A 10,862-nucleotide genomic window follows, 5' to 3' on the forward strand; every position below is an offset into this window, starting at 1 on the left:
CCAGGGCGGGTCGGGCGGCGGGAGTCAGCCGCCGTCGAGCTGAGCCGAAACCGTGGATTGGGGGCCGGGTGGGCCGGTCTGCTATGCTTATGGAGCAGCGTGTGTGCATCGCCCCTCTCGGCCGCCACGTCGCCACTGATCAGGGCCATTACGGACCGCGCACATCGATGCGTGCGGAATCCGCCCTCGGTCTCACATCTTGCGGAGCGCCACGCGTGTCCGCCACACAGCAATGAGCATGACCATGAGCACCACCACCTTTCCCCCGTCCGATCCGTTGACCTGGAAGCAGGCCGACACCGACGTGCACGTCGCGACGCGCGGCGGCGAGTTCGCCGGCTTCGTCGAGTTCGACGGCAGCGCGCACCTGGTGCGCGACAACCACGGCGCCGAGCTCGGCGTCTTCGACTCGCTCGATGACGCCTTCCGTGCGCTCGAAGACGCGAACCAGCCTTCCCGAGGTGGGCCCGTCTTTCCGTCGATGCTGCCTCGGGCCTGGCGTCGCCGCACCCGCCGCGCCCGCGCCTGAAATCCGCGATTCACGCACAACGAGCTTGGTCCGTCAAGGGGTGCGGATGTATTCCCGAAGGCGCATGTGGGCGGGGCTACTGTGAGGTAAGCGTTGGGCATCTGCCTTGGGCTTCCACAGCTCGAGGGCTCCGAACGTCAGGAGAAGATCATCTCCATCACACAGATCGAACCGACCGCGGCAACGCTGGGCCCGATCCGTCAGACTTACTCCGGCAATGCGGACTTCCCGCCCATGGCCCAGGCGTACAAGCAGGTGTCGCAGGTGGTCAAGGAGACCGGCCTGCTTCAGCGTACCCAGTGGTTCTACATCTTCGTGGCCGCAGGCATCGCCGTGGCCCTCGGCGGCCTCATCACCGGCTTCATCCTGCTCGGCGACAGCTGGTTCCAGCTGCTGATCGCTGCGGGGCTCGGCATCGTCCTGACGCAGATCGCGTTCCTCGGGCATGAGGCCGCGCACCGCCAGATCCTGAGCACGGGGCCTGCGAACTTCAAGCTCGCGCGCATCGTGATCGCCAGCATCGGCATGAGCTACTCGTGGTGGGACTCGAAGCACACCAAGCACCACGGAAACCCGAACCAGGTCGGCAAGGACCCCGACATCGAGGTCGACACGATCTCGTTCCTCGAGGAGGACGCCGCCAAGGCGAAGGGCCTGATCAAGCTGATCACCCGCAAGCAGGGTTGGCTCTTCTTCCCGCTCCTCACCCTCGAGGGGCTGAACCTCCACTTCCTCGGCCTGAAGTACCTCATGACGACGAAGAACGTCAAGGGACGCTGGACCGAGCTCAGCATCATCGCGCTCCGGTTCGCCCTCATCCTGGTGCCCGTGTTCATGATGCTCCCCCTCGGTATGGCTTTCGCCTTCATGGGGGTGCAGTTCGCGGTCTTCGGCGTCTACATGGGAGCCGCGTTCGCGCCGAACCACAAGGGGATGCCGATCATCGAGCCCGGCGCCCGTCTCGACTTCTTCACCAAGCAGGTGCGCACCTCCCGCAACATCAGCGGTGGGTGGTGGACGACCTGGCTCATGGGCGGCCTCAACTACCAGGTGGAGCACCACCTCTTCCCGAGCATGCCGCGACCGCACCTCGCCAAGGCGCGGGAGATCGTACGCGACTACTGCGCGGCGAACGACGTGCCCTACACGGAGACCAGCCTCGGTCGGTCCTACATGATCGTCATCGAGTACCTGAACCGGGTCGGACTCTCCGCCGGAGCAGATCCCTTCGACTGCCCGGCAGTCGCGCAGTTCGGCCGGGGGTAGCCACCAGACATCACCGGGCGTGATCAGTCCGGGAACGACAGAGGCGCGAGCAGGAATCCCTGCTCGCGCCTCTGTCGTTCGTGGGTCTACTTGGAGGACTTCTTCTTGGTCTCCACCACGTCGATCGTGATCTTCTCGAGCGGGCGGTCGTCGTCGAGCTCGTCCTCGAGCACCTCGTCGCCGAGGAAGGTCTCCTCCGGCACCTCGTCGGCGATGACCGTTGCGGGCGCGGGCGCTGCGGGCGCGTCCGCTCCGGTGATCTCCGTGGGCAGCGAGTCGTCGGAGAAGATCCCGTCGGGACGGATCAGCTCGCGCACCTCGGCCATGAAGCTCGTCAGCTGCTGCTGCTGCCACCGCAGCTGACGGGTGCGGTCCTCGGCGTCGTGCAGCACCGCAGTGGTGTGGCCGGTGACCGAGTCGACGATCTTCTGGGCCTTGGCGCGAGCGCGCTCTAGCGTCTCACGAGCGCGGACCTGAGCTTCGGCCTCGATCGCCTGCGCCTGCGAGCGGGTCAGGCGCTCGTAGTCCTCGGCGCGTGCCGAGATGCGCTGGGCATGCTCGAGCGATGCCGTGACCTGCTCGTTCGCGTCGTTGGTGATCCGCTCTGCGTGAGCGACGGCCTGGTTGTGCAGCACGAGGAACTCCTGCTGCGCGTCGTCCTGGCGGCGGGTGAGGGTCTCCTCGAACTCCAGCACACGGGCGTTCATGTCGCGCACATCGCGCTCGGCATCGGCACGCAGCTGGGTCGTCTCGCGGGTGACGAGCGAGCGCAGCGCGGCCGCGCCCTTCTCGGCTTCGGTACGGATCGCCGTGGCCTCCTGTGCGGCCTGGTTCACCTTCTCCGCGGCGTGCGCGGCTTCGCGCTCGATGCGTGCCTCGTGCGCCGTGTACTCGGTGTCCATCTTCAGGCGCACCTGATCGGCGTCACGCTGCGCCTGGGCGGTGATCCGCTCGGCGTCGGCCTCGGCCTCGGCGCGCTGCGCGGTCACTTCCTCACGGGCAGAGGTCATCAGACGGTCGGCCTGCACGGCCGCGTTCTGGATGAGCACGTTCGCCTGCTCCTCGGCGACCCGCAGGATCGCCTCGAACTGCTGGCGCGACGGAGCCTCTTCGCCGTCCGGCTGCGGAGCGTCGACGAGTTCGGAGGTGAGGGTGGCGACCTGCTGCTCGGCGTCGGACACCTTCGCGTTCGCGGCCGTCAGCTCGCTCTCGAGAGCTTCGCGAGCCTTGCGCTCTTCTTCCCGCACCGCCTCGACGGCTTCCTCTTCGCGGGCCTGGGCCTCGGCGACCTCTGCGGCGGCCTGCTTGAGCTGGTTGCGGAGAGTCGAGAGCGCCGCGTCGACCTCGGCCTTGTCGTAGCCGCGGAAGCCGACGGTGAACGCACCCTGCTGCTCGCGGGGCGCGGTCTCGATCAGCTGGTCGAAGAAGTCCGGCGAGCGCTCGCCGTCGCGGTCGGAGGTACCGGGAGATTCGCTCATGGGTTTCTTGCCTTTCTGGCGGGGCCACACCGGGAGCGGCGGCTCCATCCCGACAGTCGGGACAGTGTGGACCGGAGGAGGTCGTCAGGGCGCACGCCACCACCGTGACCCGGCGGAGGACCGGCGGGCAGGGCGCGCCCTACAGCCTAGTTGCGTCTGCTGAATGTTTCGCCTTCGTCTTCCTGCTCCGCCGACGCGGCGGTCGAAGGCGTTCGACTCGCCGGGTGGTCAGGCCTCGTGCACCCAGCGCGCGTTCCTGTCGTCGAGAGGCTCGCCGCGCACGTATCGCACGGGTTCTCCTGGGGCGACCGCGACCTCGCGGACCTCCGCTGCGGCGGCGATGCGCGAACGCAGATCGGTCCACAGCTGCACGGTCTGCGGAAAACCGAAGTACTCGCGGAAGGTCTCGATCTGCATCCGGGCTCCGTCTGCGACGGGAACGAGCCGGGCGACCGTGTCATCGGGCTCGACGAACCGGATGCCGTAGGCGCCGTCGCTGCGGATGACGTACTCGCGATCCTTCGTCGCCATCGCCGATGCCACGATCTCGCGAGCGCGGGGTTCCGCGGCCTGGATCACCACTGTGGAGCCGAGTTCGGTGAGTGCCGCGTCGAGCTGGTCCGAGGCGAACTTCTTGCCGGCTCGGGCGCCGGTCTCCGAGGCTCCGCGGCCCAGGCGGCTCTTCAGGATCGGACCGCCGATGATCAACGCGAGGATCGGCAGGCCGAGGAGAAGGTACGCAGCAGCATCCACGGGCACAGCGTATCCGGACACCTGACGTGCCCTTCGCGCAGAGCGTGTCAGACGGAGGTCATCAGATGGTCGAGCACAAGCTCGCCCGACGCGTTGAGAGCCTGCATCATCTCCGCGATCAGTCGAGGATCGATCGGTGGCTGCTCGGCGGCGTCGTACCCGAACTGCAGGGGGATCGCCGGGTGGATCCAGACGGTGGCGCGCTTGTCCACGCCGTCGGTGACGGGGCGCCAGGTCATCATGAAACTCTCCTGGCGGCGGAGCTTCGTCGAGATGACGATCTTCAGATGCGCCAGCGTCGCGTCTTCGATGAGGATCGGATCCGAGGTCCCGTCGTAGCGCAGTCTGCCCATGAGAGAACGCTACACCGCGCGCGTTCTGCCTCTTCTGCGGCCCGTGCGCAACCCCCTCTGCGAAGGGCCGTCGGATCGATACCGTCGCAGCATGACGACAGTGGAATGACAACGAGGAGGGCGGGGTGCAGACGATGGCGCGTACGCGGATTGCGCTCAACGAATCAGAGTTCTTCCTGGCGCAGGGCCAGGACGTCGCGGAGCTGAAAGGCCGGATGGAAGGAGCGATGCGCGCGGGCGGTGGGTTCGTCGAATTCGTCGTGGTGGGCAATCGCGCGGTGAGCGTGCTGATCACTGCGGCGACGCAGGTCGTGATCTCCGTCGAGACGGTGGAGTACGACGCGCGCGACACCGGGGACAGCGCCGTGCCGTACGGCGGGGAGTGCGACCTGCTGTGATCGCGGGCCGTGGGCTCCCGAGACGGATGTGCGGGAGCCTTGGCCGCGCTCTGCGGCGCAGCACGGCGCACTGCTACGGTGACGACGGTGGGCATCGCGCCCCTGGGGCCGTCGAACAAGAGGAACTTCTAGATGAAGGGTCCGTCCCGTCTGCGTCTTGGTCGTATCGGGATCGCCACCGCGCTCGCGGTCGTGATCGGTGCGCTCGTGCCGTCTATGTCGGCGAGCATCTCGGCGACCGCGGCCACCGACGGGCAGATGGTGTATCCGGCCTCGGGCAACATCCAATCGAAGGTCGGCGACGGCTGCCGTGGCAACTATCGGGCGCATGAGGGTATCGACATCTCCGCCGCCGGTGGCACGCCGATCCTCGCCGCGTACAGCGGCGTGATCAAGTCGCGGACGGTGAACAGCGGCTACGGCAACTACACCGATGTCGAGCATCCGGGCGGTTACGTCACCCGGTACGCGCACATGGCTTCGCCGGGAACCTACGCTCCCGGCACCCGGGTGGAGCGTGGACAGCAGATCGGAATCGTGGGCAACACAGGGAACTCGCCGGCGTACCACCTGCACTTCGAGGTCCGGCGGAACGGCGCCGTCTACACCGGGATCAACGACGGCTTCGTGTGCCTGACGAACGTCGCGCGCGGAGGGACGATCCCCCTGACATTCCCCGGACTGCGCACGGAGTCCGGCCCTCCGATCCCGCCCGCTGACTTCACCGGCGACGGCAGGTCCGACCTGCTGAATCACGACGATGCGTCCTCCGACGCCGAGCGCGTCCATGGCCGACGGAATCGCGTCTGCGAGCACGTTGAGCTCCGCATTCACCTCGATGCGCAGCGCCTGGAACACGCGCTTGGCCGGGTGACCGGCGCGTTGCGCCGCTGCGGGCGTCGCCGCGATCAGGATCTCGACGAGCTCGCCGGAGCGCGTGATCGGCTGCTTCTGACGCGCGTCGATGATGAAGCGGGCGTAGCGGCCGGCGAGCTTCTCCTCGCCGTAGCGTTCGAAGATGCGGCGGAGGTTGCCCTCGCTGTAGGTGGCGATCACGTCAGCGGCGGTGACACCCTTCGTCTGATCCATCCGCATGTCGAGCGGGGCGTCCTTCGAATACGCGAACCCGCGCTCGGCCTCGTCGAGTTGCAGGGAAGAGACGCCGAGATCGAACAGGATCCCCGAAGCGCCCTGCGCGTGCAGCCCGATCTCGTCGTACACCGTGTGCACGAGAGTGACGCGATCACGGAAGCGAGCGAGCCTCTCCCCCGCGATGCGCAGCGCGTCGGTGTCGCGGTCGAGTCCGACCAGACGGATGTTCGGGAAGCGTTCGAGCAGTGCCTCGGAGTGGCCTCCCATGCCGAGGGTGGCATCGACGAGCACCGCTCCGTCCGCCTGGAGGGCGGGAGCGAGCAGCTCGACACAGCGGTCGAGCAGGACGGGGGTGTGTATGTCTCGGAGGTTCATGATCTTTCTCGGGGTGACCTTCGGCTCTGATCCCCCTCCGCTTCTCGACCCGGCACCGGGGAAGTGTGTCGGGGCGGGAGCGGCGGGGCATCACAGCCGTGGTCAGAAGAGTCCCGGAATCACCTCCTGCTCGAGGTCGGAGTAGGTCTCCTCGCCGGCGGCGAGGTAGGCGTTCCAGCTCTCGGCATCCCAGATCTCGGCGTGGGCGCCGACTCCGGTGACGATGAGTTCCTTCTGCAGGCCTGCGTACTGACGCAGGTGCGCCGGGATGGTGATGCGGTTCTGGCTGTCTGGCATCTCCGCGCTGGCTCCGGAGAGGAACAGTCGCATGAAGTCACGCGCCTGCTTGTTGGCGAGCGGGGCCTGACGGATCCGCTCGTGCATCGCCTCGAACTCGGCCGTGCTGAACACGTAGAGGCACCGCTCCTGGCCTCGGGTGACGACGATGCCGCCGCCGAGGTCTTCGCGGAACTTCGCAGGAAGGATGACCCGTCCTTTGTCGTCCAGCTTCGGTGAGTGCGTACCCAGCAACATCGGCCATCACCCCCTCTGCGTCCGGCCAACTCGAGGTGCGCCCCACTTTACTCCACTTTCCTCCACATACCTACGACCAATCCGCAGGCAACGCATGCCGACGACGATCGGCGCGCTGAAGAGCCGCGGAATTACGCGGTGGAGGAAGGTGGAGGGCTAGTGGAGGGTTTTCCCACCCATCGAGATGGCCCGTTCCCCGCGGGGGTTAACGGCAGAAGCCCGGATGCTCAGCATCCGGGCTTCTGTCGTGAAGTATCGAGGTCGGTCAGTGACCGTCCTGGCGGCGATCCCACCGGTCGTTCATTCGATCCATGAACGAGGCGGACTCCTGCCGCTTGGGAGCGGAACGCTCTCGGGGCTCAGCCGCGCTCGTTCGCCTCACGGGAGTGACGGCGACCATGACGCCGGCGAGCATCGCGGCGAAACCGACGACGCCGACGACGATGCCCCAGACGCCGCTGAGGATGACTCCGGCGACCAGACCGCCGACGCCGGCGAGCAGGAGGAGTGCACCGTAGACGAGATTTCGGTAGCTCAATGCTCGATCGCCGGACGGCGCGGTCACCACGTCGGCATCGTTGTGAAGGAGATGGCGTTCCATCTCGTCGAGCAGACGCTGCTCCTGTTCGGAGAGTGGCATTTCGTCCCCCTCGGGTATCGTGCCTTCCATTCTACGCGTGACGAGACGTCCGGGGCTAGCAGTTCGGCGTCCCCTTGCTTTACGTATGCTGGGAGTCGTGTCGTCCTCCTCCCCTGTACCCGACGCCGTCGCCGCACATCTCGACCGCTTCCTCGCGCGGATGCGCGACGAATCGATGGAGTACGGCCCCGATGCGGCATCCTTCCTCTCCGTCGCCGCCGCCACGCTGGACGGAGGCAAGCGGCTTCGCGCGCGGTTCTGCCATGCAGGTTGGCGCGCCGTGGCCAGGTTCCACGACCGAGATGCGACGGAGTCCGATGCTCTGTGGGACATCTGCACCGCACTGGAGATCTTCCAGTCGGCCGCGCTCGTCCACGACGATCTGATCGACAACTCCGACACCCGCCGCGGTCGCCCCGCAGCGCACCGTGCGCTCGAGGCATCGCACCGCGCCGCCGGATGGTCGGGAGATGCGGAGGCGTTCGGTCGGGCATCCGCCATCCTCCTGGGAGATCTCCTGGTCGCCTGGAGCGATGACCTGCTGGAGTCGGCGCTGGAGGGGCAGCCTCAGGCACTCACCGTGCGTTCCGAGTACGCCAGGATGCGAAGAGACGTCACCACTGGCCAGTTCCTCGACATCGCCGAGGAATCGGCGTGGAGCGTCAACGACGGCGGCCTCCATGCGGAACGGGCTCTTCGTGTGGCATCGCTCAAGTCCGCCAGGTACAGCATCGAGCAGCCGCTGGTCCTCGGAGGAGCCTTCGGCGGGGCCGACGCGGATCAGATGGCGGCGCTGCGCCGCTTCGGGCACCCGGTCGGCATGGCCTTCCAGCTCCGGGACGACGTGCTCGGCGTGTTCGGCGACGCATCCGTCACGGGGAAACCGGCCGGAGACGATCTGCGCGAGGGCAAGCGCACAGTGCTGATCGCCCTCACCCGGCAGACCCTCGACGCTTCCGCGCGCAATCTCCTGGACGAGATGCTCGGAGACACGGAACTGACGCCGCAGCAGGTGTCGTTCCTGCAGGCGACCATCACCGATTCAGGCGCGCTGGAACAGGTCGAGGCGATGATCGCCGACTATGCGCGCGAGGCTGATCGCGCACTATCGGGCGCCCGGCTCGACAACGCGGCCGTCGGCGAACTGCGCGAGCTCGCGCGGGCGGCGACGGTGCGTTCCTCCTGAGCGATCCTGCGGTCAGGCGAGGGTACGAGCGAGGCGTCGGACCGCGCTCTTGTGCCCGGCCAGCAGGGCGTCGATCGGCGAGCGACCGAGGCTCTCCTCGTCGGCGAGGAGCCAGTCGATCAGCTCGTCGTCCGTGAAGCCGGCATCCTGCAGGACGATCACCGTTCCCCGCAGAGAACTCAGCGGGTGTCCATCGACGATGAACACCGACGGCACCGCGAAGACTCCGCTGCGAGTGGATCCGACCAGGTAGTGCTCGTCGATCAGACGGCGCACACGGCCGAGGGGCTCGTCGAGCACCTCGACGAGGTCGGGCATCGTCAACCACTCGATGGCGGCAGCGGCAGGGGTTCCAGCAACGTTCTCAGACACGTTGCCCACTATCTCACCTCTGCGTGACCGTCGCATGTCGACCCTCCAGTCACATCCTTCACTTGCGTCACTTCAGTTGACTTCTGTTTACATCCGTGTCAGCGTGAAAAACTCGAAAAGGGGGCAAGCCTTGACATTCAAGACCGCCACGCGTCGAACGCGACATCTGCAGATCGGAGTTACCGCCGTATCGGTCGACGCCCCCGGCTCCGAGGAGGTGCACGGCGACGAGGACCACAGCGGTGTCGAGATCTTCGCCGATCTCCACGACGCATCCGAGGATGACAAGGCCCCCGCGTCCGACGCCGGCTCCGACTCCTCCCCTGTCGACGTCGACGACGAAGACCCCCGCTCTGCGGCGGTGAGCTCGATGCTCGCCGCGGCGGCGCGTGCGTACTACGAGGACGAGCCCAAGGACTACCCGCTGAGCGCGGAGAGCGAGACGGCGGGCAGCGACGACACCCCCGCAGAGGGCGCGCACTGGACCGTCGCATCCACCGGCGTCATCGACACCGTGCCGCTCGCGGAGTCCTCGGGTCACTCCGAGACGGACGAAGCCGGTCACGACACGTCAGAGCACCCGGAGTCCGGCACCGAGGAATCCGGCCCTGCCGATGGCGATCAGAACCACGCCGACGGTGATCAGAACCATGCCGACGACGAGAACCACGACGGCGACGAGCACCACCACAACTGAGCTTCAGCTGACATAGAACGCCCTCCGGACCCGCAGATCTGGAGGGCGTTCTTTGTTCAGAGGAGGTCGCCGCACCCGGCGTGCACCCCGGAGCTGCAAGTCAGGCGGGTCGGGGCCGGATGACGGGCCGGCGGCGGCCCTTCGAGACGGGCACCGGTGCGGTCGCCACGATCTCTTCAACGTTCGCCGGTTCGTCGGTCACGTCGAGGCGCAGTGCCTGCGTGAGCGCGAGCCCGTGACTCGTGGTGAGGATCAGCCGTCGGTAGTGCTCATCGCCCTCGAGGTCGATCACGACACTCGGGCGACGCCGGCGGATCAGCACGAAGTCGAGGCTGCCCGCGGCCTTCCAGCTGCCCGCAGCGAGCACACCGGGGATGTGCGTCCCGGGGTTGGGGACTCCACGCAGCCAGGTCCAGGCATCTTCTGTCAGCTGCACCTTGGTGATGGTGTCGCGCGCGATCCGGAGGTTGTCGCGGTGGAAGGTGGCGGCACGTTCGATCGGCGAGAGAACGACCTCGAGTTGCGTCTGGTCCAGCAACAACGTCACCATGTCACCCAGTCTGCCAGCGCCGTCCTGCCAGTTGTCTGGAAGTTGTTCACAGGAACGCAACGATCCCTTGTCGATCAGCACCAGTCATCATGATTCCTTCCCCGTGATTCGAACATATGTACCATACTCGATTCACTGCCGGGTGCGCGAATGCCACCGATCAGCGCGAGGCGCCGACCGATGCACTTCTGACCGGAGTCGCGTTACGGGCGCGCGGCCGCCGCGGCAGCCGCAGCAGCGGGGAGGGCGGCCTCGATCTGCTGCAGCTCTTCCTCGCCGTGCGCTGCGGTGAGGAACCAGGCCTCGAACACGCTCGGCGGAAGAGCCACGCCCTGCTCACGCAGCGAGTGGAAGAACGGCGCGTAGCGGTACGATTCCTGCGCCTGAGCCTCGGCATAGTCCCTCGGCGCCGATGCCCGGAAGGACGCGTTGAACAGGTTGCCGGCGGTGGCGACCGCGTGCGTCACACCCGCCGATGTGAGAGCGGCATCGAGAGCAGCGGACACCCGTGCGCTGCTCACGCATGATGCGGTTGACGTTGTCGAGCTTGCCCTGGTAGCTGCGGAACAGCGGCACCATGCGCCCGATGACGACGGCGGCCAGGATCAGCAGCAGCGGCACCGAGACGGCGATGAGCCA

At 67.1% G+C, this 10,862-nt stretch carries 13 protein-coding genes and 2 pseudogenes; 6 read left to right on the plus strand and 9 right to left on the minus strand.

What is annotated here, in order from left to right; translation table 11 throughout:
- Window positions 1-244 precede the first annotated feature (244 nt).
- Together KZA10_RS02225 and KZA10_RS02230 are read left to right on the plus strand one after the other, a co-directional pair.
- Window positions 245-529 carry a hypothetical protein gene (locus KZA10_RS02225; RefSeq protein WP_127481762.1) on the plus strand — a complete coding sequence of 95 codons (285 nt, stop codon included), beginning with the start codon at window positions 245-247 and terminating at the stop codon, window positions 527-529.
- 93 nt (window positions 530-622) lie between these two features.
- Window positions 623-1,795 (plus strand): acyl-CoA desaturase, encoded by a 1,173-nt coding sequence (locus KZA10_RS02230; RefSeq protein ID WP_200935184.1) that lies wholly within the window; start codon window positions 623-625, stop codon window positions 1,793-1,795.
- Window positions 1,796-1,881: 86 nt separating this feature from the next.
- On the opposite strand, the gene KZA10_RS02235 is transcribed toward KZA10_RS02230, so the two are convergent.
- From KZA10_RS02235 to KZA10_RS02245, 3 genes are all read right to left on the minus strand, one after another.
- The gene (locus KZA10_RS02235) at window positions 1,882-3,273 is read right to left on the minus strand and encodes a hypothetical protein (RefSeq protein WP_055869715.1); all 1,392 of its coding nucleotides are present in this window, start codon (window positions 3,271-3,273) and stop codon (window positions 1,882-1,884) included.
- 228 nt (window positions 3,274-3,501) lie between these two features.
- Window positions 3,502-4,026, minus strand: a complete 525-nt coding sequence (locus tag KZA10_RS02240) for a hypothetical protein (protein WP_308289570.1) — start codon at window positions 4,024-4,026, stop codon at window positions 3,502-3,504.
- Window positions 4,027-4,073: 47 nt separating this feature from the next.
- Complete coding sequence (locus KZA10_RS02245; RefSeq protein ID WP_017831470.1) at window positions 4,074-4,379, minus strand: hypothetical protein; 306 nt, start codon at window positions 4,377-4,379, stop codon at window positions 4,074-4,076.
- Between the two features lie 134 nt (window positions 4,380-4,513).
- Between KZA10_RS02245 and KZA10_RS02250 the strand changes: the two genes are divergently transcribed.
- Window positions 4,514-4,777, plus strand: a complete 264-nt coding sequence (locus tag KZA10_RS02250) for a hypothetical protein (protein ID WP_256934312.1) — start codon at window positions 4,514-4,516, stop codon at window positions 4,775-4,777.
- 258 nt (window positions 4,778-5,035) lie between these two features.
- Window positions 5,036-5,365: pseudogene (locus KZA10_RS17635) on the plus strand (M23 family metallopeptidase); the annotation flags it as partial.
- Between the two features lie 165 nt (window positions 5,366-5,530).
- Here KZA10_RS17635 and rsmH read toward each other — a convergent pair.
- The 3 genes and pseudogenes from rsmH to KZA10_RS02270 all read right to left on the minus strand — a co-directional run.
- Window positions 5,531-6,244 (minus strand): annotated as a pseudogene (gene rsmH, locus KZA10_RS02260) (16S rRNA (cytosine(1402)-N(4))-methyltransferase RsmH); the annotation flags it as partial.
- A 102-nt stretch (window positions 6,245-6,346) separates the two neighbouring features.
- Window positions 6,347-6,778 carry a division/cell wall cluster transcriptional repressor MraZ gene (mraZ, locus tag KZA10_RS02265; protein ID WP_017830220.1) on the minus strand — a complete coding sequence of 144 codons (432 nt, stop codon included), beginning with the start codon at window positions 6,776-6,778 and terminating at the stop codon, window positions 6,347-6,349.
- Window positions 6,779-7,043: 265 nt separating this feature from the next.
- Window positions 7,044-7,418, minus strand: coding sequence for a DUF3040 domain-containing protein (locus KZA10_RS02270; protein ID WP_017830219.1), 375 nt, complete (start codon window positions 7,416-7,418; stop codon window positions 7,044-7,046).
- 97 nt (window positions 7,419-7,515) lie between these two features.
- Between KZA10_RS02270 and KZA10_RS02275 the strand changes: the two genes are divergently transcribed.
- Window positions 7,516-8,604, plus strand: a complete 1,089-nt coding sequence (locus KZA10_RS02275) for a polyprenyl synthetase family protein (RefSeq protein ID WP_218682063.1) — start codon at window positions 7,516-7,518, stop codon at window positions 8,602-8,604.
- A 12-nt stretch (window positions 8,605-8,616) separates the two neighbouring features.
- Here the strand turns inward: KZA10_RS02275 and KZA10_RS02280 are convergent, their stop codons facing one another.
- Window positions 8,617-8,985 carry an Rv2175c family DNA-binding protein gene (locus tag KZA10_RS02280; protein ID WP_327037748.1) on the minus strand — a complete coding sequence of 123 codons (369 nt, stop codon included), beginning with the start codon at window positions 8,983-8,985 and terminating at the stop codon, window positions 8,617-8,619.
- Between the two features lie 121 nt (window positions 8,986-9,106).
- On the opposite strand from KZA10_RS02280, the gene KZA10_RS02285 reads away from it, so the two are divergent.
- Window positions 9,107-9,673, plus strand: coding sequence for a hypothetical protein (locus KZA10_RS02285; RefSeq protein WP_218682064.1), 567 nt, complete (start codon window positions 9,107-9,109; stop codon window positions 9,671-9,673).
- A 100-nt stretch (window positions 9,674-9,773) separates the two neighbouring features.
- Here the strand turns inward: KZA10_RS02285 and KZA10_RS02290 are convergent, their stop codons facing one another.
- On the minus strand, window positions 9,774-10,223 hold the full coding sequence (locus KZA10_RS02290; RefSeq protein WP_055874673.1) for a hypothetical protein: 450 nt from the start codon (window positions 10,221-10,223) through the stop codon (window positions 9,774-9,776).
- A 203-nt stretch (window positions 10,224-10,426) separates the two neighbouring features.
- Window positions 10,427-10,744, minus strand: a complete 318-nt coding sequence (locus KZA10_RS02295) for a hypothetical protein (RefSeq protein WP_218682065.1) — start codon at window positions 10,742-10,744, stop codon at window positions 10,427-10,429.
- Window positions 10,745-10,862 lie beyond the last annotated feature (118 nt).

The organism is Microbacterium sp. BF1 (genome assembly GCF_019279095.1).
GTDB lineage: Bacteria > Actinomycetota > Actinomycetes > Actinomycetales > Microbacteriaceae > Microbacterium > Microbacterium maritypicum.

Coding starts and splice junctions, on each gene's coding strand:
- KZA10_RS02290 (WP_055874673.1), bottom strand. CDS start 10,223: ATGGTGACGTTGTTGCTGGACCAGACGCAACTCGAGGTCGTTCTCTCG.
- KZA10_RS02245 (WP_017831470.1), bottom strand. CDS start 4,379: ATGGGCAGACTGCGCTACGACGGGACCTCGGATCCGATCCTCATCGAA.
- KZA10_RS02235 (WP_055869715.1), bottom strand. CDS start 3,273: ATGAGCGAATCTCCCGGTACCTCCGACCGCGACGGCGAGCGCTCGCCG.
- KZA10_RS02250 (WP_256934312.1), top strand. CDS start 4,514: ATGGCGCGTACGCGGATTGCGCTCAACGAATCAGAGTTCTTCCTGGCG.
- mraZ (WP_017830220.1), bottom strand. CDS start 6,778: ATGTTGCTGGGTACGCACTCACCGAAGCTGGACGACAAAGGACGGGTC.
- KZA10_RS02270 (WP_017830219.1), bottom strand. CDS start 7,418: ATGCCACTCTCCGAACAGGAGCAGCGTCTGCTCGACGAGATGGAACGC.
- KZA10_RS02225 (WP_127481762.1), top strand. CDS start 245: ATGAGCACCACCACCTTTCCCCCGTCCGATCCGTTGACCTGGAAGCAG.